16 protein-coding genes, 2 tRNA genes and 1 riboswitch are annotated in these 23,349 nt (G+C 59.2%); of the genes, 2 read left to right on the top strand and 16 right to left on the bottom strand.

Translation table 11 applies throughout. From position 1 onward, the window contains the following. From BZL43_RS24155 to ltaE, 6 genes are all read right to left on the bottom strand, one after another. A tRNA-Arg gene (locus BZL43_RS24155) sits at nt 1–77 on the bottom strand. A 108-nt stretch (nt 78–185) separates the two neighbouring features. Then, a tRNA-Ser gene (locus tag BZL43_RS24150) sits at nt 186–276 on the bottom strand. A gap of 62 nt (nt 277–338) precedes the next feature. After that, nucleotides 339–527 carry a carbon storage regulator CsrA gene (gene csrA / locus BZL43_RS24145; RefSeq protein WP_002554426.1) on the bottom strand — a complete coding sequence of 63 codons (189 nt, stop codon included), beginning with the start codon at nt 525–527 and terminating at the stop codon, nt 339–341. A 185-nt stretch (nt 528–712) separates the two neighbouring features. Continuing rightward, nucleotides 713–1,954 carry an aspartate kinase gene (locus tag BZL43_RS24140; protein ID WP_008071826.1) on the bottom strand — a complete coding sequence of 414 codons (1,242 nt, stop codon included), beginning with the start codon at nt 1,952–1,954 and terminating at the stop codon, nt 713–715. 90 nt (nt 1,955–2,044) lie between these two features. Then, entirely contained in the window at nt 2,045–4,666 is a 2,622-nt protein-coding gene (gene alaS / locus BZL43_RS24135; RefSeq protein ID WP_095634605.1) for an alanine--tRNA ligase, read from the bottom strand. Nucleotides 4,667–4,812: 146 nt separating this feature from the next. After that, complete coding sequence (gene ltaE, locus BZL43_RS24130; protein WP_095634604.1) at nt 4,813–5,817, bottom strand: low-specificity L-threonine aldolase; 1,005 nt, start codon at nt 5,815–5,817, stop codon at nt 4,813–4,815. 197 nt (nt 5,818–6,014) lie between these two features. Continuing rightward, nucleotides 6,015–6,184, top strand: a riboswitch (FMN riboswitch). A 115-nt stretch (nt 6,185–6,299) separates the two neighbouring features. Between ltaE and BZL43_RS24125 the strand changes: the two genes are divergently transcribed. Continuing rightward, entirely contained in the window at nt 6,300–6,809 is a 510-nt protein-coding gene (locus tag BZL43_RS24125) for a 6,7-dimethyl-8-ribityllumazine synthase (protein ID WP_095634603.1), read from the top strand. Between the two features lie 49 nt (nt 6,810–6,858). Here BZL43_RS24125 and astE read toward each other — a convergent pair whose 3' ends face one another. The 7 genes from astE to BZL43_RS24090 all read right to left on the bottom strand — a co-directional run bounded on the left by astE (nt 6,859) and on the right by BZL43_RS24090 (nt 14,847). Next, nucleotides 6,859–7,869: a succinylglutamate desuccinylase gene (gene astE / locus BZL43_RS24120; protein WP_095634602.1), complete on the bottom strand. Its 1,011-nt coding sequence runs from the start codon at nt 7,867–7,869 to the stop codon at nt 6,859–6,861. A 12-nt stretch (nt 7,870–7,881) separates the two neighbouring features. Continuing rightward, nucleotides 7,882–8,172, bottom strand: a complete 291-nt coding sequence (locus tag BZL43_RS24115; protein ID WP_007904718.1) for a hypothetical protein — start codon at nt 8,170–8,172, stop codon at nt 7,882–7,884. A gap of 54 nt (nt 8,173–8,226) precedes the next feature. After that, nucleotides 8,227–9,573, bottom strand: coding sequence for an N-succinylarginine dihydrolase (astB, locus tag BZL43_RS24110; protein ID WP_095634601.1), 1,347 nt, complete (start codon nt 9,571–9,573; stop codon nt 8,227–8,229). Between the two features lie 169 nt (nt 9,574–9,742). Next, entirely contained in the window at nt 9,743–11,212 is a 1,470-nt protein-coding gene (gene astD, locus BZL43_RS24105; protein WP_168185143.1) for a succinylglutamate-semialdehyde dehydrogenase, read from the bottom strand. Further along, nucleotides 11,209–12,231, bottom strand: a complete 1,023-nt coding sequence (gene astA / locus BZL43_RS24100; protein ID WP_095634599.1) for an arginine N-succinyltransferase — start codon at nt 12,229–12,231, stop codon at nt 11,209–11,211. The genes astD and astA overlap by 4 nt, the downstream gene beginning before the upstream one ends. 87 nt (nt 12,232–12,318) lie before the next feature. Then, on the bottom strand, nt 12,319–13,338 hold the full coding sequence (gene aruF, locus BZL43_RS24095) for an arginine/ornithine succinyltransferase subunit alpha (protein WP_095634598.1): 1,020 nt from the start codon (nt 13,336–13,338) through the stop codon (nt 12,319–12,321). A gap of 288 nt (nt 13,339–13,626) precedes the next feature. Then, on the bottom strand, nt 13,627–14,847 hold the full coding sequence (locus BZL43_RS24090) for an aspartate aminotransferase family protein (protein WP_095634597.1): 1,221 nt from the start codon (nt 14,845–14,847) through the stop codon (nt 13,627–13,629). Nucleotides 14,848–15,151: 304 nt separating this feature from the next. Between BZL43_RS24090 and BZL43_RS24085 the strand changes: the two genes are divergently transcribed. Next, complete coding sequence (locus BZL43_RS24085) at nt 15,152–20,194, top strand: dermonecrotic toxin domain-containing protein (RefSeq protein WP_371916227.1); 5,043 nt, start codon at nt 15,152–15,154, stop codon at nt 20,192–20,194. A gap of 23 nt (nt 20,195–20,217) precedes the next feature. Here BZL43_RS24085 and BZL43_RS24080 read toward each other — a convergent pair whose 3' ends face one another. From BZL43_RS24080 to BZL43_RS24070, 3 genes are all read right to left on the bottom strand, one after another. Then, complete coding sequence (locus BZL43_RS24080) at nt 20,218–21,198, bottom strand: GlxA family transcriptional regulator (protein ID WP_095634595.1); 981 nt, start codon at nt 21,196–21,198, stop codon at nt 20,218–20,220. Nucleotides 21,199–21,443: 245 nt separating this feature from the next. Continuing rightward, nucleotides 21,444–22,208, bottom strand: coding sequence for an ABC transporter ATP-binding protein (locus BZL43_RS24075; RefSeq protein WP_095634594.1), 765 nt, complete (start codon nt 22,206–22,208; stop codon nt 21,444–21,446). Between the two features lie 27 nt (nt 22,209–22,235). Next, on the bottom strand, nt 22,236–23,348 hold the full coding sequence (locus tag BZL43_RS24070) for a M14 family metallopeptidase (protein ID WP_095634593.1): 1,113 nt from the start codon (nt 23,346–23,348) through the stop codon (nt 22,236–22,238). Nucleotide 23,349: the final 1 nt, after the last annotated feature.

The raw sequence follows: 23,349 nt of genomic DNA, 5'->3' as shown, positions 1-23,349 counted from the left end.
TGGTGCACTCGACAGGATTCGAACCTGTGACCGCTCGGTTCGTAGCCGAGTACTCTATCCAGCTGAGCTACGAGTGCATTTGTTGCCGCGCATTATAGGCCGTTGAATCTTTTTGTAAAGCTATTTTTTCTAGTAATTTCAACAACTTACCGAAAAAGCCAGATTACAACGTACTACGCAAATAATGGCGGAGAACGGGGGATTCGAACCCCCGACACCCTTTTGAGGTGTACTCCCTTAGCAGGGGAGCGCCTTCGGCCACTCGGCCAGCTCTCCGCAACACGGGGCGTATCTTAACCAACCTTTTCCCCGTTTGCAAACATAAAAAACGATAAAAATTAATGGCTTGGTTCTTCGTCCTTCTCTTTCTTTATACGCAGGTAAATTTCTTCACGGTGCACAGCAACCTCTTTCGGGGCGTTGACACCGATACGCACTTGATTTCCTTTTACGCCGAGCACGGTCACGGTGATTTCGCCATCACCAATAATCAGGCTTTCTGCGCACCGACGAGTCAGAATCAGCATACCTTTCTCCTCACGCATTCATTTCAGGGACAACAGTCTGCAAAAAAAAGGCATTTGACCTACAACCAGAACGATCGCAGCCCTACATGCCTGAGTATTGACTAGCGCGAGCAAAAGAACAGTTTTGGTACGCGCCATTCAAAAAAACGAAGGGCGCGGTCAGACCGCGCCCTTGGGAGAACGTATTACTCGCCCTGTCGGGCCGGCGCATCCAGTTCGAAAGCCGTGTGCAGAGCACGCACAGCCAGCTCCAGGTACTTCTCTTCGATCACCACGGACACTTTGATTTCCGAGGTCGAGATCATCTGGATGTTGATGCTTTCTTTCGCCAGGGATTCGAACATACGGCTGGCCACACCTGCGTGGGAGCGCATGCCGACGCCGACAATCGAGACCTTGGCAATCTTGGTGTCGCCAACGACTTCACGGGCACCGATCTCGCGAGCCGTGTTTTCCAGCACGGTTTGAGCCGCCTGGTAGTCGTTGCGGTGCACGGTGAAGGTGAAGTCGGTGGTGTTATCGTGCGCAACGTTCTGCACGATCATGTCGACTTCGATGTTCGCGGCACTGATCGGGCCGAGAATCTTGAACGCCACGCCCGGGGTGTCTGGCACGCCACGGATGGTCAGCTTGGCTTCATCGCGGTTGAAGGCGATGCCGGAAATGATCGGCTGTTCCATGGTTTCCTCTTCATCAATAGTAATGAGGGTGCCCGGACCCTCCTTGAAGCTGTGCAGTACGCGCAGCGGAACGTTGTACTTGCCGGCGAATTCCACCGCACGGATCTGCAACACCTTGGAACCGAGGCTGGCCATTTCCAGCATCTCTTCGAAGGTGATCTTGTCCAGACGCTGAGCCACGGATACCACACGCGGATCGGTGGTGTAGACGCCGTCGACATCGGTGTAGATCTGGCATTCGTCAGCCTTCAGGGCTGCCGCCAGCGCCACGCCGGTGGTGTCGGAACCGCCACGACCAAGGGTGGTGATATTGCCGTGCTCGTCGACGCCCTGGAAACCGGCGACAACCACCACACGACCGGCTTTCAGGTCACCGCGAATCTTCTGGTCATCAATCTGCAAGATACGCGCTTTATTGTGCGCGCTATCCGTCAGAATCCGTACCTGATTGCCGGTGTACGACACCGCTGGCACGCCGCGCTTGATCAGCGCCATGGCCAACAGTGCAATCGTCACCTGCTCACCGGTGGAAACGATCACATCCAGTTCGCGAGGAACCGGCTGGCCATCGCCACTGATTTGCTTGGCCAGATCGATCAGACGGTTGGTTTCGCCGCTCATTGCAGACAGCACAACCACCAGGTCATCGCCCGCCTCGCGGAATTTCTTAACCTTGTCGGCGACCTGCTCGATTCTCTCGACAGTGCCGACGGAGGTGCCTCCAAATTTCTGTACGATCAAAGCCATTTCAAAGCCGCCTCTGCCCATGAAGGGCGCCCAATAATCACTCAAACAACGTTCTGGCCCGCCACTAGACCGCGAGCCAGACACATTGCCTTATAAACCCTGCTCTACAAATGGAACGGTCAGGGCCAATGCGGCATCCAGTGCGCCAGCGTCAACACCACCGCCCTGCGCCATGTCTGGACGACCACCGCCCTTCCCGCCCACTGCCGCAGCAGCCTGTTTCATCAAATCACCGGCTTTGAGTTGGCCAGTCAGGTCTTTGGTCACGCCTGCAACCAGTACGACCTTTTCCTCATGGACACTGCCGAGCAGGATCACTGCGCGGCCGAGTTTGTTTTTCAGTTGATCGACCAGCGCCAGCAGCGCCTTGCCGTCCTGACCGTCCAGACGCACGGCCAGCACTTTCACACCTTTGACGTCCAGGGCGGAAGCCGACAGATCGTCGCCCGCCGCACTGGCCGCCTTTGCCTGCAACTGCTCGAGTTGCTTCTCCAGCAGACGGTTGCGCTCCAGCACAGCCGACAGCTTGTCGATCAGGTTATCGCGGCTGCCCTTGACCAGGTTGGCCGCTTCCTTGAGTTGTTCTTCAGCCGCGTTCAAGTAGGCCAGCGCTGCTGCGCCGGTTACTGCCTCAATACGACGCACACCGGAGGCCACACCGCCTTCGCTGATGATTTTCAGCAGGCCGATGTCGCCGGTACGGGTAGCATGAATACCGCCGCACAACTCGACAGAGAAATCGCCCATGCTCAGCACGCGTACGCTGTCGCCGTACTTCTCGCCGAACAGCGCCATGGCGCCTTTTTGCTTGGCGGTTTCGATGTCGGTTTCTTCGGTTTCAACCAGGGAATTCTTGCGAATCTGGGCGTTGACGATGTCTTCCAGCGCCTTCAGTTGCTCAGGCTTGATTGCTTCGAAGTGGCTGAAGTCAAAGCGTAGACGCTGACTGTCAACCAACGAGCCTTTCTGCTGAACATGCTCGCCCAGCACTTGGCGCAACGCGGCGTGCAACAAGTGAGTGGCGGAGTGGTTCAGCGACGTCGCATGACGCACGTCGGCATCGACATGAGTCTCGACCGGAGCGCCGACGATCAGGCTGCCCGAATCCAGCACACCGTGGTGCAGGAACGCGCCGCCGGTCTTGGTGGTGTCGCGCACGTCGAAACGCGCAGCGCCCGCCTGGAGGAAGCCGCAATCACCAATCTGACCACCGGATTCGGCATAGAACGGGGTCTGATCGAGAACGACCACGCCCTCTTCGCCTTCGCTCAGCACGTCAACCGATTGCCCGTCTTTATAGAGAGCAACGATTTTGGCGGAACCGCTATGAGCGGTGTAACCGGTGAACTCGGTGGCCACATCAACCTTGACCAGGCTGTTGTAGTCCATGCCGAAGGAACTGGCAGAACGGGCACGCACGCGCTGGGCTTCCATTTCGCGCTCGAAACCTTCTTCGTCGATGGTCAGGCTGCGTTCACGAGCGATGTCGCCGGTCAGGTCCATCGGGAAGCCGTACGTGTCGTAAAGCTTGAACACTACATCGCCCGGCACCACGTCGCCTTTGAGTTCGGCTAGATCCTGCTCGAGGATCTTCAGGCCCTGTTCCAGGGTCTTGGCGAATTGCTCTTCTTCGGCTTTCAGGACGCGCTCGATGTGCGCCTGTTGGGATTTCAGCTCGGGGAACGCTTCGCCCATCTCGGCGACCAGGGCCGCAACGATCTGATAGAAGAAGCTGCCCTTGGCGCCCAGTTTGTTGCCGTGACGGCAAGCGCGACGAATGATCCGGCGCAGCACATAACCGCGACCTTCATTGGACGGCAGCACGCCATCGGCAATCAGGAAGCCGCAGGAACGGATGTGGTCAGCCACGACTTTCAGCGACGCCTGAGCATCGTTGGTGCAACCGATGGCCTTGGCCGATGCGCTCAGCAGGCTCTGGAACAGGTCGATTTCATAGTTGGAGTGAACGTGCTGCAACACGGCACTGATCCGCTCAAGCCCCATGCCGGTGTCCACCGACGGTGCTGGCAACGGATGCAACACGCCATCGGCGGTGCGGTTGAACTGCATGAACACGTTGTTCCAGATTTCGATGTAACGGTCGCCGTCTTCTTCTGGCGAGCCCGGTGGGCCACCCCAGATATCGTCGCCGTGATCGTAGAAAATCTCGGTGCAAGGACCGCACGGACCGGTATCGCCCATGGTCCAGAAGTTGTCGGACGCGTACGGCGCGCCTTTGTTGTCGCCGATGCGAACCATGCGCTCGGCCGGCACGCCGATGTCTTTGGTCCAGATGTCGTACGCCTCGTCATCGCTGGCGTAGACGGTGACCCAGAGCTTTTCTTTCGGCAGATTGAGCCACTTCTCGGAGGTCAGGAAGTTCCAGGCGTAGGTGATGGCATCACGCTTGAAATAATCACCGAAGCTGAAGTTACCCAGCATTTCGAAGAAGGTGTGGTGACGGGCGGTATAACCGACGTTTTCCAGGTCGTTGTGCTTGCCGCCGGCGCGCACGCATTTCTGGCTGCTTACAGCGCGTGTGTACGCGCGTTTTTCCTGGCCCAGAAAGCAGTCCTTGAACTGGTTCATCCCCGCGTTAGTGAACAGCAGGGTTGGGTCGTTGCCCGGAATCAAAGAGCTGGAGGCTACACGGGTGTGGCCTTGCTCTTCGAAGAAGCGAAGGAAGGCTTCACGGATTTCTGCGCTTTTCATTAGGTTCTTCCACGGAGGCTGCGGCCAAAGGCCTGTGCGAAACGTCAACAGACGAAGCGACGGCAAAGGGCCGCATTATATCGGCGTTAGTGACCAGGTACAGCGTGTTTGTACGATACAAGCAGTCAATTGGACGGCTAACACGCTCAGTTGTGAGAAAAGTCGGCAAATGTGGCGACGACTTGCTCGATTTGCCCATGGCTGACGTCCATGTGCGTGACCATTCGCAGTCGACCGGCAGCGCTGAGCTTGATCCCGCGTGTCGCGGCAAAGGCCTTGATTGCTTCGGCCTTGTCGCCCATCTGTACGTAAACCATATTGGTCTGCACCGGCTCGACCTCATAACCCGCTGCTCGCAGGCCGTCGGCCAGCCTTTGTGCGTTGGCATGATCATCTGCCAGGCGCTGAATATGGTTGTCCAGCGCATAAAGCCCCGCTGCGGCGAGAATCCCGGCCTGACGCATGCCGCCGCCAACCATTTTGCGCAGACGCCGCGCCTTGGCGATCAACTCGACCGAACCGCACAGCACCGAACCGATCGGCGCACCCAGGCCTTTGGACAGGCAGACCGAAACCGAATCGAAATGCTGAGTGATCTCCCGCGCATCGACACCCAGCTTGACCGCCGCGTTGTAGAGCCGCGCGCCATCCAGATGCAGCGCCAAGCCGTTTTCATGAGTGAAACGGCGCGCCCGGGCCAGATACTCCAGCGGCAGAACCTTGCCCTGCATGGTGTTTTCCAGCGCCAGCAAACGGGTGCGAGCGAAATGGAAGTCATCCGGTTTAATCGCCGCGGCGACCTGCGCCAGGTCCAGTGAACCATCGGCCTGCACTTCCAGCGGCTGCGGCTGGATCGAACCGAGCACTGCAGCGCCACCCCCCTCGTACTTATAGGTATGAGCCTGTTGTCCGACAATGTATTCGTCACCGCGATCGCAGTGGGCCATCAGGCCAAGCAAGTTGCTCATGGTGCCCGTCGGGACAAACAGTGCCTGGGCAAAACCCAATCGTTTTGCCAGTTCGGCTTCCAGATGATTGACCGTCGGATCTTCGCCATAAACGTCGTCACCGGTGGCCGCATTGGCCATCGCGTCGAGCATCCCTGCGGTCGGTTGGGTAACGGTGTCGCTGCGAAGATCGATAACGCTCATGAATCTGGCCTCGGTAAGCAGGGGGAAATCCCTTTAAGGAAGGAATTACTGCGGTCATGCCGATGATTAATCAACCCTTCGGCTAGGAAAAGGTGGTTCAAGCCAACCAAACAGTCGATAACAATCATCAGATAGCAGCAATGCACAGGTGAGAAATATGTGTTAAAAACGCTTCGCCGCCAAACAATCTGGCGGCAAAACGTTCTCAGGGCGGGGTGCAATTCCCCACCGGCGGTAATTGCGCGCAATGCGCATAGCCCGCGAGCGCTTGGCGGCAGCATGGCAATGGCTGTGATGGCGACAAGGTCAGCAGACCCGGTGTGATCCCGGGGCCGACGGTCATAGTCCGGATGAAGAGAGAACGGGATTGGCGTCGCCTAGGCTCTGCACCAAAGCGCCGTCCGCAGGCACTTGTGGCTGCGTACGCTTAAATCCCATTCGATTCATAACGCCCTGTTTTTCACACAAACAGGAGTCAGAACATGCAACCCACCGCAATAGATAGCAAAAGCAAAAACCATCAGGGCGAGCGCGTCGCGTTCATCCAGGCCTGCTGGCACAAGGATATCGTCGACCAGAGCCGTAAAGGCTTCGTCGGTGAAATGATTGCTCAGGGTTATCAAGAGTCGGACATCGATTTCTTCGAAGTCGGCGGCGCCTTTGAAATTCCACTGCACGCCAAACTGCTGGCCAAATCGGGTCGCTATGCCGGCATCGTCGCAGCGGGCCTGGTGGTCGACGGCGGTATCTATCGCCACGAATTCGTCGCCCAGTCAGTCATCAGCGGCCTGATGCAGGTACAGCTGGAAACCGAAGTGCCGGTGTTCTCGGTGGTTTTGACCCCGCACCACTTCCATGCTGGCGAAGAACATCAGAAGTTCTTCTTCGAGCATTTCGTGCACAAGGGCCAGGAAGCGGCGAAGACCTGCGCGGATACGCTGCACAAGATGCGGGCGCTGCGTCGAAGTGAGCCACGCGCGGTAGCCGTCTAGTCGAATGATCGTTCCCACGCGGAGCGTGGGAACGCTCGTTGCGCGAAAGTCAGGTCAGGTTTTCGTCGGTGGTCGGTACGATCAGGATGCCGGCGCGCAGGCCGTTCTTGACCTTGGGGTTCGGGAAGATGATCCGGGCGCCCTGCTCTTCGATGATCCAGCGGGTATTGGCGATATCCTCGGCCAGCACATACCCCACATCCAACTCTGAAAAGTTTTCGATATCCGCCGGCAGGTTCAGGTGGAATTTATCGCTGTGCTTGATCACTTCCCGCGCGACGCTGAACAATTGCAAGCCATCCAGCCCGTCCGCGGTGATTGGCGGTTCGGTGCCTTCGATGATCTGCTTCAAGCGGGTTTCAAGAAGGTCGACGTTGACCCCCTCGTTCTGCCCGAACGGCCGGGCCTTGCCCAGTTCCAGGGTGAAAGACTCGGCATCGAGCTTGTCGTAGGTGTAGGAACTGAAGACGATGGAAGGTTTGTTCTGCAACAGCACCGCCTCCATGCCGGCGGCGCGCAGGCGAGCCAGTTCCTGGCGTGAATGCTGACGACCTTCTTTCCAGGGGTACAGGGCGAACTGCTCGATTTTCGAGCCACGGATCGCCGTGTGCAGGTCGTAATGCAGGCGATCGCGCTCTGGCAGGCTGAAGAAAGTCGCCGCCAGCCGTTCCAGCTCACACGCGCGCAAGGCCTCGGAACCACTGGTTTGTTCGTGCCGGCCGTTGAACAGCCGATTGACGTCCTGCTCGATGAAACGCTCGCCTTTGCGAATCGCTTCCGGGTTGCCGAACAGAAACAGAATACGTGCGCGCGGCTTCAAGTCACCACGGGCGATGTCATGCAACAGGCGATCGAGCAGCTCGATCGGCGCTGTTTCGTTGCCATGGATGCCGGCCGAAAGCAGCAGGTCCAGGCCGTTGTCGCGAGCTTCAGGTGGCCGGACTTCCAGCGCACCTTCGCTCAACCAGCGCATGCGCACGCCTTCGACAGTCAGTTGAGTCTTCTCCGCCGGTTCGCGGCCGGCGAGGGTCAGTTCAAGCAGTTTGCCGAGGGCGAGCATAGAGCGGTTTCCTTAGTGGTCGTGATTGCAATCCGGGCCGTGTACGTGGTCCTCATCATCGCCGACGTCGGCCGGTTCCATCTCCAGTTGCAAACTTACCAGATTAGTCGCCAATGGGCGCAGCAGCAGGTTGGCGTATTCAGCGTCACCTTCTTCGACGTCCACGCCAATCAGCAACTGGCCGCGGCCATCCTGCTGGATCCACAGCTCTTTGCCTTGCCACATGACCGCGACGCGGGTGCAGGACGTTTCCAGTTGCGTGCCGTCGGTGTCTTCAAGGATCAGCTGCAGGGTATCGCTCATGTTTTACGCTCTCGTCTGGAGATAGCGCGGCGCATTCAATTCATGCGCCGACTTTCAATTGATCTGGAATGGATAAACCGCGCCCAGTTTAAGGATTTGCGTCAGTTCATCCAGTGCCGTCCGGCACTCAAGCAACAATTGCGGGTCCGCCAGATCGTTTTCGGTCATGCGGTCGCGGTAGTGCTTGTCGACCCATTCGGTCAATGTGCCGTACAACGGTGCGGTCATGATAACCCCTTGGTTGACGGCCGCCAGTTCGGTTTCGTTAAGTGCGACGCGTAACCGCAGGCAAGCCGGGCCACCGCCGTTCTGCATGCTCTGCTTGAGATCGAAAACCTTCACTTCGCGGATCAGGCCGCCAGAGCTGGTCAGGCCTTGCAGGTACTGCCAGACACGCTCGTTGCCACGGCATTCTTCCGGCACGATCAACAGCATGGAGCCGTCAGGACGCGACAGCAACTGGCTATTGAACAGATAGGAACGTACCGCGTCTTCCACCGTGACCGCGGAACGCGGTACGCAGATCGACTGAAATTTCCCACCGACTTTTGCGAGTTTGCCTTGCAGTTCGGCGAGCATCTTTTCGGTATCGAGGAAGGCGTCCTCGTGATAGAACAGCACCTCGCCGTTACCCACCGCGATCACGTCGTTGTGGAACACGCCCTGATCGATCACCGAAGGGTTCTGCTGGGCATAGACCACGCCGTCATCGCTCAACCCGTGCAAACGCGCGACCGCCTGGGACGCTTCGAGCGTCTGGCGTGCCGGGTACTTTTGCGGGTTCGGGTAACGGGTGTCAAACGCGCTGCGACCGAATACGAAAAACTCAACGCCGGCTTCACCATAATCACGGCAGAAACGGGTGTGGTTGGCCGCGCCTTCATCACCGAACTGCGCCACGGCCGGCAAAGCGGCGTGGTGAGCAAAATGCTTCTGATCGGCGAACATCGCCCCCAGTACGCGGCTGGTGGTCGGGTGTTCGATGCTGCGATGGTATTTGCAGTTCAGGTTGGCGGCGGTGAAATGCACGCGGCCATCGGCGGTGTCGGCGCTCGGGCTGACCGTGGCGGCGTTCGCCACCCACATGCTCGACGCCGAGCAACTGGCAACCAGCAGCGGCATGGCCTCTTTGGCGGCGCGCTCGATCACCTGAGCATCGGTACCGCTGAAACCCAGTCGGCGCAATGCGGCTACGTCCGGACGTTCTTGTGGCGCCAAAACGCCTTGCTGAAAGCCCATTTCCATCAGCGCTTTCATCTTCGCCAGGCCTTGCAGCGCGGCTTCCTTCGGGTTCGAAGACTGCTGGCTGTTGCTCTGGGAGGCGACGTTGCCGTAGGACAGGCCGCCGTAGTTATGGGTCGGCCCCACTAGACCGTCAAAATTGACTTCATAGGATTTCATCAGCGAGGCTCCACGAGAATCTGTTGTTATAAGGCTTCAGTAACTAACTGTTCAGTGCGACCGAGTCGCGGCCATCGCGGGCAAGCCCTGCTCCCACAGGTTCGGAGGTGTTCACACATGTTGTGACCGACGCAAATCCTGTGGGAGCGGGCTTGCCCGCGATTGGGCTTTACACCATCTTCACGCCAGGCGTGAGGGTGGCTGGCAACACCAGGCTCGGGGTTTCCAGCGAGGCCACCGGGTACGCGCAGTAATCCGCGGCGTAGTAGGCACTGGCGCGATGGTTACCCGATGCGCCGACACCACCGAACGGCGCGCTGCTTGCCGCACCGGTCAGCTGCTTGTTCCAGTTGACGATACCGGCGCGGCTTTCCAGCCAGAATTGCTGATAACGCGCTTCGGAATCCGACAGCAAACCAGCCGCCAGGCCATAGTCGGTGTCATTCGCTTCAGCGATCGCCGCTTCGAAATCAGCGTAGCGGATCACTTGCAGCAGCGGACCGAACAGCTCTTCGTCTGGGCGATCGGCAACCGCCGTCACGTCCAGAATGCCAGGGGTCAGCAACGCTGCCTGAGCCTGCGGCTGAGTCATTTCCAACAGGGCCACGGCGCCATTGGCCAGCAGGTGTTCTTGCGCATCCATCAGGGCTTTCGCAGCGCCGAGGGAAATCACCGAGCCCATGAACGGCGCCGGTTGCTGATCGAACGCACCGACTTCAATCGTCGAGCTGACGGCCACCAGACGCGCCAGCAGCGTATCGCCCCAGGCGCCTTGCGGCACCAGCAAGCGGCGGGCGCAGGTGCAGCGCTGACCGGCGGAAATGAAGGCCGACTGAATGATGGTGTAAACAGCGGCATCGAGGTCCGCGACCTGATCCACCACCAGCGGGTTGTTACCGCCCATTTCCAGCGCGAGGATCTTGTCCGGACGACCGGCAAACTGCTGGTGCAGATGATTGCCGGTGCGGCTGGAACCGGTGAAGAACAGACCGTCAATGCCCGGGTTAGCCGCCAGGGCGATACCGGTTTCGCGAGCGCCTTGCAGCAGGTTCAGCACGCCGGCCGGCAGACCGGCTTCGATCCAGCACTTGACCGTCAGCTCAGCCACTTTCGGGGTCAGTTCACTTGGCTTGAACAGCACGCTGTTACCGGCCAGCAGCGCCGGCACGATGTGTCCGTTCGGCAAGTGACCCGGGAAGTTGTAAGGACCAAACACCGCCACCACTCCGTGTGGTTTGTGGCGCAATACCGCAGTGGCATCGCCCAGCGGGCCGCTCTTCTCGCCGGTACGCTCGCGGTAGCTCTGCACCGAGATCGCAATCTTGTTGACCATGCTGGTGACTTCAGTCGCCGCTTCCCACAGGGGTTTGCCGGTTTCTTCACCGATGGTGCGAGCCAGCTCGTCGGCGTGATTCTTCAGTGCAGCGGCAAAGGCTTCCAGCACGCTGATGCGTTCTTCCAGGGTACGACGAGCCCAGCCCGGGAACGCCTGACGCGCCGCTTGCACAGCCGACTCGACCTGACTGGCCGTGGCGCCTTCGCCGGCCCACAGCACTTGCTGGGTCACAGGGTTTACCGATTGAAAGCTTTCACCCTGACCGGCCAGCCATTCACCGGCGATGTATAGCGAATTCATTATTTCGACTCCCGAGCGGACAACGGAACGGCGCGCACTTGATCGCCAGCGTTGAGTTGAAGACGTTTGGCGGTCAGCGGATCGACCACCAACGTGCCGGCGGCGAAGCGTGCTGGTGCGGCAGTGATCCGGCAGTCTTCGCGCTTGCGGTTATGAATCAGGAATGGCGTGGCGTCGTCACCCGGGGTGCCGATGGCCAATACCAGCGCCTGGCTGTCGCGGACCGCACGGATCTTGGTGGTTTCGCATTCCACCGCAGGGCCGGCATCGAAAATGTCGACATAGCCTTGATAACTGAAGCCTTCGCTCTTGAGCATCGACAGTGCCGGCTCGGTATCCGGGTGAACCTGGCCGATCACGTTGCGCGCATCTGGCGACAGGAAGCAGGTGTACAGCGGGAATTTCGGCATCAGTTCGGCGATGAACGCCTTGTTGCCCACGCCAGTGAGGTAATCGGCCTGGCTGAATTCCATCTTGAAGAAGTGCCGACCCAGGCTTTCCCAGAACGGCGACCGCCCGGCGTCGTCGGACACACCGCGCATTTCGGCGATGATCTTGTTGCCGAACAGCTGCGGGAACTCGGCGATGAACAGCAGCCGCGCCTTGGCCAGCATGCGGCCATTGAGGCCACTGCGGAAATCGGCGTGCAGGAACAACGAGCACAGCTCGGAGTTACCAGTCAGGTCGTTGGCCAGAAACAGCGTCGGAATTTCACGGTAAATGTTCAGCTCTTGCGAGGCGCTGACCGTCAGGCCGACCCGGAAGTTGTACCAGGGCTCACGCAGGCCGACGGCGCCGGCAATGGCGGAGATGCCTACCACGCGGCCGTTGTCGTCCTCGAGTACGAACAGATAGTCCGCATCACCGCGCCCGGCTTCGCCGCGGAAGGTCTTCTCGGCCCAGCCGACCCGATGGGCCAGACGCTCTTCGTTGGCCGGCAAGGTGGTCAGGCCGGTACCGGTGCTGCGGGCCAGGTCGATCAGAGCGGGTAAATCGCTGCTGCGTACGGGACGAACAATCATGCTATCTCCTCAAACGGGCCGCTGGCGCTGCCCGTGAAACTCGCTGCTTTACTAAGCATTCATTCTTTATAGGCATAGCAGCAGGCGTTAAACCGCCACCAGGCGCACGCTGGCACCTTCACCGACGCCCAGGGCTTCGGCCGCTTCAAGATCCAGGGTGACGGGTTTGCCCGGCGCGTAATCGAGCTCAAGCAAAACGGCGCGGTAATCCTGCAACTGGGCATTGGCCACCAGATATTGACGACCTGCGCCTTTGACCGGCTCGCCAATTTTCACCGGCACGACACGGCTCTGGGCGATCGAACGGATCCCCGAGACGCGGGCATGCAGCGTCGGGCCACCGTCGAAAATGTCGATGTAGTGATCCGTCTCGAAGCCTTCGCGCATCAGAATGTCGAAGGTGATTTGTGCCCGTGGGTGCACCTGGCCCATCGCCTCTTGAGCGGAGTCCGGCAGCAACGGCACGTAAATCGGGTAATGCGGCATCAGTTCGGCCAGGAAGGTGCGGCTTTTCAGGCCACACAGACGCTCGGCTTCGGCGTAGTTGAGGTCGAAGAAGTTGCGACCGATGGCATCCCAGAACGGCGAGTCGCCATTTTCGTCGCTGTAACCGACGATCTCGGTCACCACCGAATCGGCAAAGCGCTCCGGATGGCTGGCCACGAACAACAGGCGACCGCGGGAATTGAGTTCAGCCCAAGGCGAACCCACCAGCTCCGGCTTCACGTAGAAACTGGTCAGCAAGCTGTTGCCGGTCAGGTCGTGGCACTGGGAGAGCACGTGGATCTTGTTGTGAATCTTCAGCTCGCGGGAGGCATGCACAAAAGTTTCGTTACGAAAGCTGTAGAACGGCTCGGAATAACCGGCCGATGCAACGATGGCCGAACAGCCGACCAGCTTGCCGGTGGCCGTGTCTTCGAGGACGAAGAAATAGCTCTCTTCACCGTTGAAGCTGACTTCGGCGGCGAACGAGGCTTCGCTTGCGGCGATCTTGTCGCTCAGGCGTTCAACGTCATCCGGCAAGGAAGTGACACCAATCGGGCTGTCCGCAGCCAGACGCTGTACCTCGCCCAGATCAGCCATTTGTGCGGGGCGCATCACCAGCATGGTGTCACTCCTTTCTCGAAAAATTCACAGAAGAAAATATCCGGGCCGCCCTTGAGGAGACTGTGGGAGCGAGCTTGTGTGGCGAGGGGGCTTGCCCCCGTTGGGGTGCGAAGCGCCCCTGAAACCAGTCGCCACGATCTTGGATCAGAAGGTGGTGACCGGTTTACGATTGCTTCGCAACCGAACGGGGGCAAGCCCCCTCGCCACAACAAGCCGCTCCCACATTGGTTTGGCCCGGCACAAAAAATTGGGTTCGACGCCTGAAATCATCAGGCGTCGAGGGGTCTATCAGGCTTGCGTCAGCTTGGCCACGGCGCGTTCGAAACGGTCCAGGCCAGCATCGATATCGGCGTCTTCAACCACCAGGCTTGGGGCGAAACGAATCACGTCCGGGCCGGCTTGCAGAATCATCAGGCCTTCACGCTCGGCGGCGTTGAAGATGTCTTTGGCCTTGCCTTTCCAGGCATCGCTCAGCACGCAACCGAGCAGCAGGCCCAGACCGCGAACTTCAGTGAAGAGGCCATATTTCTCGCCGATCTGCTCAAGACGGGTCTTGAACTTGTCGTGCTTGGCACTGACGCCATTCAGCACTTGGGGCGTGTTGATCACATCGATCACCGCTTCAGCGACCGCACATGCCAGCGGGTTGCCGCCATACGTGGTGCCGTGGGTGCCGACGACCAGGTGTTTGGCCAGGTCTTCGGTGGTCAGCATCGCTGCGATCGGGAAACCGCCGCCCAGGCTCTTGGCGCTGGTCAGGATGTCCGGGGTCACGCCGTAATGCTGGTAGGCGAACAGCTTGCCGCTGCGGCCCATGCCGGTCTGAACTTCGTCGAACACCAGCAGCGCGTTATGCGCATCGCACAGTTCACGCGCACCTTGCAGGTAAGACAACTCGGCTGGCAGTACGCCGCCTTCGCCCTGGATCGGTTCCAGAACCACCGCGCAGGTCTTGTCGGAAACAGCCGCTTTCAGCGCAGCCAGATCGTTGTAAGGCACGTGGGTGATGCCGGTGATCTTCGGACCGAAGCCGTCGGAGTACTTCGACTGGCCACCGACGTTCACGGTGAACAGGGTACGGCCGTGGAAGCTGTTGAGCGCGGCAACGATTTCGTACTTCTCGGTACCGAAACGGTCATGGGCCACGCGACGGGCCAGCTTGAAAGCGGCCTCGTTGGCTTCGGCGCCAGAGTTGCAGAAGAACACGCGCTCGGCAAAAGTGGCGTCGACCAGCTTATGAGCCAGACGCAAGGCCGGCTCATTGGTGAACACGTTGGACACGTGCCACAGCTTGTTCGCTTGCTCGGTCAATGCAGTGACCAGCGCCGGATGCGCATGGCCCAATACGTTAACGGCAATCCCGCCGGCGAAGTCGATCAGCTCGCGGCCAGACTGGTCCCAAACACGGGAACCGGCACCACGCACAGGAATGAAAGCGGCTGGCGCGTAGTTGGGAACCATTACCTGGTCAAAATCGGCGCGTTCTACCGCAGCGTGCTCAACGGACATCGGAGTCTCCTGAAGAGGAACACTCGCCTGGAACTGGCGAGCGATGAGGGGATTGTAAGGACAGTTTTCAGCCCGGCCTTGCCGCCAAGCGACAACTTCTTATAGCGCAAACACAGGTTTTGCCCGGGTTTACGGCAATGCGACAAATACCGTCGCAAAGGCGCAGTTTAAACTGCCTGCAGGGTTTGCGGCAGGCTGCGAGGATCTTACTCATCCGGATTTTACGGTGGCGGTATATATGTACCGCACGTCGTCGGCGCTCAGGGTGTTTTCTGAGGTCTTCTTAACGCCAACGGCAACCTTCATGAGCCTGACCAACGAAAATCCGGACGCTCTCCATCTCGATCCGATGCCACCCTTTAACAGGGACACCCATTACCAGCATTTGATGAGCGTCATCCCCCGCTGGCTGACGCAGGCGACTGCGCAAAAGCGCGAAGCCTTGAGCAAGGCAAAACCACGTTTGCCGGCCGGCCTCGACAGCGCGTCCCGCAGCCAGCACGCCGAATTACGCGAACTCAATGCCTTGCACTGGCAAGCACAGAATCGCGTTGACCAGTCCCTGGCCAAGTTGAAAAATGCCAGCGACTTTGCCGAACCATTGCTGGTTGCAGCGCTGAAAAAGCGCTTCGGCCTGGTGCTGGACGTCCATCAAACTTTTTTGCGTCTTTATATTCCCGCCCATATCCCCTGGTTGCAGCTGAAGTCGGGCGCGGCGCGCATCTGGACGGTGTCGCTGCTGGACGCCGCGCTGCACAACTTCGAAAGCAGCGAGACCGAGGGCGACGCCTTTGAGGCCGCCTCGACCTACATCAGTGCGCCCTCCCCTGCGGGACAGTTCAATGAGCTGCCGCACGTCCGGCTAAAAATGCCCATCACGGCATTCACTCAGCTGTGCCGGGAACTGGATATTGGCGAACACTACAAAACCTACCTCGAAGAAAACCTGGGTATCAGCAACCCGGTGGTCGCGGCGATCCTGCAAGCCAGAGTCCGCGATAGCCAGAAAACGGCCCTCGACACCGCCCTGCAAATGGCCTACATGCAAAACCGGCTTGGCGGCGATGCCCATCGCCTGATCCTTGGTTTACTCGACGGCCTGCAGCATTTACGCCTGCACGGACAGACATGGGGCTGTCATGAACTGACCATCATGAACGCACGCCTGACTGGCATCGTGCTGTTTTCCCCGGACCTGGAACGGGCGCATGCAGCGGCCCGAGTGGTGGCCTATATCCCCAACGACCCCGAACACCCGATCAAGGAATATCCCTCCAGCAGCGCGTTTGCCCAGGACCTGACCCAGCGCTTGCGCAATCATGACTATCAACAGTTCTTCAGTCGCTTTATCGACCACGAGGATCGCGGACACTTCTTCGCTCAGTTGAACAACCGTCTCACCCCCATCACCTGGCAACCGCTTCAACCTGGCGATCCACGCCCCACCTGGAGAGAAAATCCCGCCCGACGGGTAAATCTGCAAATGGCGGCAACGCCGATAAAAGCGGAGCTATGGACTCATCTCTATCAGCGCAAGCTCGACAAGCTTCTCAACGATGCACGTGTTGTCGCGGTATCGACGGCGACCGTCGACCAGAAAGCGCGCTGGGCGCTATGGGATTCGTTCAGTGAAATCGCCTCGGCCCTGATCAATATCGTCTCCTTCGTCGCCCTGCCGTTCGTGCCATTTCTCGGCGAGTTGATGCTGGCCTACATGGCCTACCAGTTACTCGACGAAACCTTCGAAGGCATTGTCGACTGGGCGCAAGGCCTGACCGTTGAAGCCTTCGAGCACTTCATGGGGGTGGTCGAGTCGGCCGTGCAACTGGGCACATTTGCGGCCGGAGGTGTTATTGCTGCGGGGGAGTTCCGTGCGGTTCTGCCCCGGGAAATCGTGCAATTCATCGACCGTTTCAATCCAGTACAGACGCCCACTGGCGCCACCCGCTACTGGAACCCCGACTTGACCCCTTACGAACAACCCGTCGCGCTTCCTGACGACATCAAGCCCGATGAACTCGGGCTACACCATTACGCGGGCAAAACCCTGCTGACCCTGGAAAACAAACACTACAACGTGTCCCTGGATCCGGTGAGCGGCGAGTATCGCATCGAACACCCGACTCGCCCCCAAACCTACAAACCCGCGCTGAAGCACAATGGCAAAGGCGCTTGGCAAACCGAGGTCGACCAGCCGCTGAGCTGGGACCAGGCCACGGTGTTGCGCCGTATCGGCCCCGACATGCAACGGTTTTCACCGTCAATGCGCGAACGCATGCTCAGCATCAGCCACTGCCATGAAAATGCCCTGCGCAAGATGCATGTGAATGCCGGACAGCTGCCGCCATTGCTGGCCGACACGCTCAAACGCTTCAAGATCGATCAAGACCTCCAGATCTTTATCGATCTGATCGGCAGCGCACAGCCGATTGACTACCTGAAGGCCGACCCCATCGCACAACTGGAACTGCTGTGTGACTACAACTACTGGCCGGCTGACAAAGGATTGCGCCTGGTCGACGCAACGCGAACCCTTTGGGAGCGCAGCACCGCCCACCAAACCGTGGTGCAGATCAATCAAACGCAACTGAGCAACGGTGACCTGATCAGAACGCTATTCCTGAAGCTTGGGGAAAGCGAAACCAGAACACTGCTGGGTGAACATTTCGGCACGCCGGCTCCAAGCCTCGATACCCGCGCCCGCACTTTACGCGCGACGCTGAAAGCGCTCGCCGAGAGTAAACGGGAAATTCTCTTCGACAATCGATACCGCAAGCTCGAACGCGCCACTTCCCCGCTGGTGCAAAAACTCATCGAAGCCGAACCCGGCTTGCCGACCAGCATGGCCCAAGCGCTGCTGCAAACGGCCAGCGACCAAGAGCTGCAACAACTGGAGCGCGGCAACTTATCCAAACGCCTGGCACTGCTCACCCGTGAAGCCCGATTGCAAGTCAGGGTGACCAGGGCTTACGAAGGCCTGGAGCTCCGCTCAACCGCCAACAACCCCGACACCGATCGCCTGGCCCTGCACACCTTGAAGCAACTGCCTGGCTGGTCAGGACAATTGCGCCTGGAGATTCGCGAATACGTCCATGGTGGACGCTTGCTCGACCGTGTCGGCAATGACGATGCGCCGATCCGCAAAGTGCTCGTTCTCAATGCGGATGGCGATTACCAGGCCTTTGACGATAACGGCCTTGAGCTCAGCGGCACGAGCACGTTTTATCTGGAGCTATTGCAGGCGCTACCGGACAGCGAGCGCTCGGCACTCGGCATCCACATTGGCGAAGGCGAAAAACTCAAACAGCTGATTCGCAGCCATGCCCTGAACCGCGATGAACTGCGTTCGGTATTGGCGCAACATCCGCTGTTGAAACCCAGTTACGACCCGACTGTCATGCGTTTGCTCGGTGGCGCGGATGGCTACCATCGCGCGCCGTACGCTACGCCAACCTTGCAGGCCCGCGCCCATCAGCTGTTCCCCCAGCTATCGCGCGAAGCACTGCACGCCTTTGTCGAACGCTTGCAACAGCATCCGACCGGCCCGCGGGCAGAGCTGACCCGGCTCATGGCCGAACACGCGCGACTGCGCAATGACCTGCACCTGTGGCGTGACGAAATCCCGCTGTTGATGCCGGACACCCAGATCAGAATCACCCCAGAACAATTCAGCATCCAGCAGCGAAATCGCCGAGACCTGGCACAAGAATTACTCGACTGCTGGCGACAACAAGCCTCACCGCCCGACGGCGAGGATCACAGTGTCGACTTCCGCTTCTCCCAACCGATACTGGGCGAGCTGCCAGCCCTCAGCGCGGGCTTCGACCACGTGACAAACCTGTCGCTGGACGGCCACATCGCCACACGAGGAGTCCACGAATTCATACGCGGATTCCACGGCTTGCGTCGTCTGGCCTTGCGCGGTTTGCGCCTCAATCGCTTGCCGCAGGCCATTGAGCAATGGCCGAACCTCAATGAACTGATTCTGAGCGACTGCGCCATCACCCTGACGCAACAAAGCCATGCGACCCTGTCGGCGCTGGATAAACTGGTAATTCTGGACTTGTACAAGAACCCGCTGGGAATGATCCCTAATGTCGAAAATTTGCCCCACCTGAACTACATCGACGTCTCGGCCACCGGCATTTCCAGATTCCCCTCCGGTTTACTGACTCGGCCACACCTTCGAACCGCCCTGCTCAACGACAACCGCATTCAGGAGCTGCCCGAGGCACTTTTCAATCTTCCCAACGCTACCCGGGAAGGCTTCGATCTCGGCGCAAATCCGCTTTCAGTCGTTGCCCGAGAACGCATAAAAATCCATTTCCACCGCACGCGTCAGGACTTCGCAGTGTTTGCCGAACAGGCTGATATCGATCGGGTGCAAGCGCTGTACCCAGGCATGGATCAGGAGGAAGCCAGTGAATTAATCTATTTGCTGCCCGGCACGCTGGCCGACGGCAAAGTGGCGATCACGCGCCTGGAAAGCGAATTCAACACCCTCAGCAACGACCTCTCAGCCTGGACCGCAGATGTACCGGCGGTGCATCCGGTGAGCGGGGCCCCTTTTACCGCGCAGGAGTTGCTCAGCGAGCATTCGATCCGGGATGAATTCAAACGGATTGTGGAACGTTGCTGGCGCCGGCAAACCACTCTGGATGATTTCAATCAGCAGCTCCTGCCCACCTATGAGCTGAGCCTGCCCACCATTATTACCGGTAACTTGCCGACGCTGCGGGCCGACTTCAGTCACGTCTCGCTGCTGTATTTGCACAGCGTTGATGGGCTGTCCTCTGGGGCCGAGCGTTTTCTGGAGAGCTTTCCTCGCCTCAAAGGGCTGACCCTCGTTAACTACCGACAGCAACATTTTCCCGAAGCGATTTTCAGGATGGGCGATCTGACCGCCTTGTCGATGACCGATTGCCAACTCACCCTGACGGCGCACAGTGCCTTGGAACTGGCACAGATGGAGCGGCTTGATTATCTGGACCTGAGCGACAACCCGCTGGGCGCCCCGCCAGACGTGAGTCAGATGTCCCGCCTCACGACCCTGCTGCTGAACAACACCGGCATCACTGAATTGCCGCCAGGTTTGTTGCAACTCAACTCCCTGAACACTGTGGATCTCAGCGCAAACGCAATCATCCATATACCCGCCGAGATTCGGGAATTGCCACGGGAGATTGGCGAAGGCATCAATCTGAGAAGCAATCCGTTGTCAGAGGAAAGCCTGCAAATGCTGATCGATTATTTCAGGCAGACAGGTATTTACTTCGGCGTCGATGCGGTCATTGATCAAGCGGAAATGGAAGTGTCATCGTCCGAAGGCTCTGACGTCGATGAGTGATCGACGCCAGATTCAACGACCGATCAACCGCGTTCGGATGGCACCGACGACAACTCGAACGGGCTGCTGCTGCGCCGCTGGTTGCGATCTTCCCGCGGCGTGGCGCCGAAGAAGTTGCGGTAGGCGCTGGAGAAATGCGGCCCCGAAGAGAAGCCACATGACAGGCCGATCTGGATGATCGACTTGCTGGTTTGCATCAACATCTGCCGAGCCTTGTTCAGGCGCAATTCCAGATAGTACTGGCTCGGCACGCGGTTGAGGTATTGCTTGAAGATGCGCTCCAGCTGCCGACGCGATACGCACACGTGCTGGGCGATTTCGTCGGTGGTCAGCGGCTCTTCGATGTTGGCTTCCATCAGCAACACCGCCTGGGTGAGCTTCGGATGACTGGAGCCCAAGCGGTTCTGCAGCGGAATGCGCTGGCGTTCGCCGCCTTCCCGGATGCGTTCGACCACCAGTTCTTCCGACACCGCACCGGCCAGTTCGGCACCGTGATCGCGGGCCAGCACCGCCAGCAACAGGTCAAGCACCGACAGGCCGCCGCACGCGGTCAGGCGATCACGATCCCAGTCGAACAGGTGGCTGGTGGCAATCACCTTCGGGAAACGCTCGGCGAAATCGTCCTGCCAACGCCAATGCACGGCCGCGCGATAACCGTCGAGCAAACCCAACTGCGCCAACGGGTAGACACCGGCCGACAACCCACCGATTACACAACCGGCGCGCACCAGTTGTTTCAGCCCACTGCTGAGTGCCGGCGCAAGCGAGGTCGGCGGCTCGTCGGCGAGCAGGAACAGTTTCTGGAAGTTTTCGAGCTTGCCGGCCCAGGGTTCACCTGGCAATTGCCAGGCGCCTTCGGTCGATGGTTCGGCCTGCAAGAACGACAGTTCGTAAACGACGTCCGGGTGCACACGCTGGGCAACACGCAAGGCCTCCTCAGCCAGCGCAAGCGTCAGAGCTTTTGTGCTGGGCCAAATCAGGAAACCAATTCGATGGGCAGTCATGGCGGGCAATCCGAAGCAAAGAACAGAATGAAGGCTTGGGCCAAGGCTAGCCTGTAAATGAACACAAATCTTGAAACCGATGGAGATCAAATTGTGGGAGCTGGCCTGCCAGCGATGGCGGTGTGTCTGTGCCACAGATGCAAACTGACCCACCGCTATCGCTGGCAGGCCAGCTCCCACAGGGATCGGGGCCGGCCTCTAAATCGCGAAGCATGCACAATCGCGGTGCATAACGACAGTCCTGATTATTTCAAGCTGCCGGACAAAAATTGCTGCAAACGCTCGGACTGCGGATTGACCAGCACTTCGCGCGGGTTGCCGCTTTCCTCGACCACGCCTTTGTGCAAGAACACCAGCTGATTCGACACTTCACGGGCAAAGCCCATTTCGTGCGTCACCACCACCATGGTCCGGCCTTCCTGTGCCAGGGCCTGCATGACTTTCAGCACATCACCGACCAACTCAGGGTCCAGGGCCGAGGTCGGCTCGTCGAACAACATCACCTCAGGCTCCATCGCCAGCGCCCGGGCAATCGCCACACGCTGCTGCTCGCCGCCGGACATGTGGCCCGGGTAAGCGTCTTTGCGATGGGCAACACCGACCTTGTTCAGGTAATGCTCGGCCTTTTCGCGGGCTTCGCTCTTGGATATGCCGAGCACGTGGACCGGCGCTTCCATGATGTTTTCCATCGCGGTCATGTGCGACCACAGGTTGAAATGCTGGAACACCATCGACAGGCGCGAACGCATGCGTTGCAGCTGTTTCGGGTCGGCGGCTTTCAGCGCGCCGTCCTTGTTGGCGACCAGTTTCAGCTCTTCGTTGTTGAGCAGAATCTTGCCCGCGTGCGGCTGCTCGAGCAGGTTGATGCAGCGCAAGAAAGTACTTTTGCCGGAGCCACTGGAGCCGATGATGCTGATCACATCGCCAGCCGCCGCTTTCAGGGACACGCCCTTGAGCACTTCGTGACTGCCATAGCGTTTATGCAGGTCTTGGACTTCAAGTTTGTACATGCGGTCGGTTCTCACAAAAACAGTCAGTCAGTCGTTGAGCAAGCGCCCGTGACGCAGCGCTTCGCGCCCCGCCACCTTGGCCAGCCAGAAACCGGGTTGGGCATAACGCAGCCGTTCAATGGCAAACAGCACCCCGGACGTACCAGCACACACCGTGCTGACCCGATCCGATAACGGATCGATCACTTCAAAAATCTCGTCGCCCGCCTCAACCCACTCACCGGGTTTACGCAGAAAACTCACCACGCCCGGATGCGGCGCGAACAGCAATTCAGTGCCTTCGAACGGCAGGCCTTCGCAAGCGTCTTGCGCAGGTTTTGGCCATTCGCCGCTGATCAAGCCTTGTTCCGCGAGGAACGCCAGAATGCCTTCGGCGCAAGCCACCGCCTCTTCGCGACCGGTATCGGATTGGCCACCCAACTCGATGGTCGTTGCCAGGCAGGCCAGTGGAATCCGGGCATCCGGAAACAGACGCGACAGACGCAGCCATGGCAGCGAACAGGCTTCATCAAAGGAGCTGCCGCCGGAATCCTCCGCCAACAGCCCGACCTTGACGTTCAAGTGCGCAGCCAGTGAACGCCATTGCGGCCAGTGTTGCGGCAAGGCATACATGTGCAGCGCCGCTTCACAATCGCAATGCAGATCCAGCACCACGTCGGCGGTGCAGGCATGACTGAGTAAGATGCGCTGCATGCCTTGCAACTGACTCGCGGCCGGCGGCAAGGCCGCCAGCACATCGCTCATGGTTTCACGGATCAAACGGATATTGGCGTGAGGATCGTCACCCAGATGCCCTTGCAGCTCAGCGGCCACGGGCTCGCTCAGCTCGACGAAATCGCGGTTGAAGTTCTTGCCGCTACCCGCCTCGAATCGCCCTTGATGATTCCCCTGAAGCAGTTGACCCAGGCCCAGCGGATTAGCCACTGGCACCAGTTCGATCACACCGTTCAGCAAGCCCTGGGCTTCGAGTTCGGTCAGGCGTTTTTTCAGTTCCCAGGCCGTGCGCATCCCCGGCAGTTCATCGGCGTGCAGGCTGGCCTGGATGTAGGCCTTGCGCTCGCCAGCGCCGAAGCGGAACACCGAAATCCGGCGCTCGCTGCCCAGGTGACTCCACGGCAAAACATGATCGATACGTTCCATA

This window comes from Pseudomonas sp. PICF141, assembly GCF_002286815.1.
Classification (GTDB): Bacteria; Pseudomonadota; Gammaproteobacteria; order Pseudomonadales; family Pseudomonadaceae; genus Aquipseudomonas.
The sequence above is the reverse complement of the archived record's forward strand: the minus strand, read 5'-3'. Positions and strand labels throughout refer to the sequence as shown.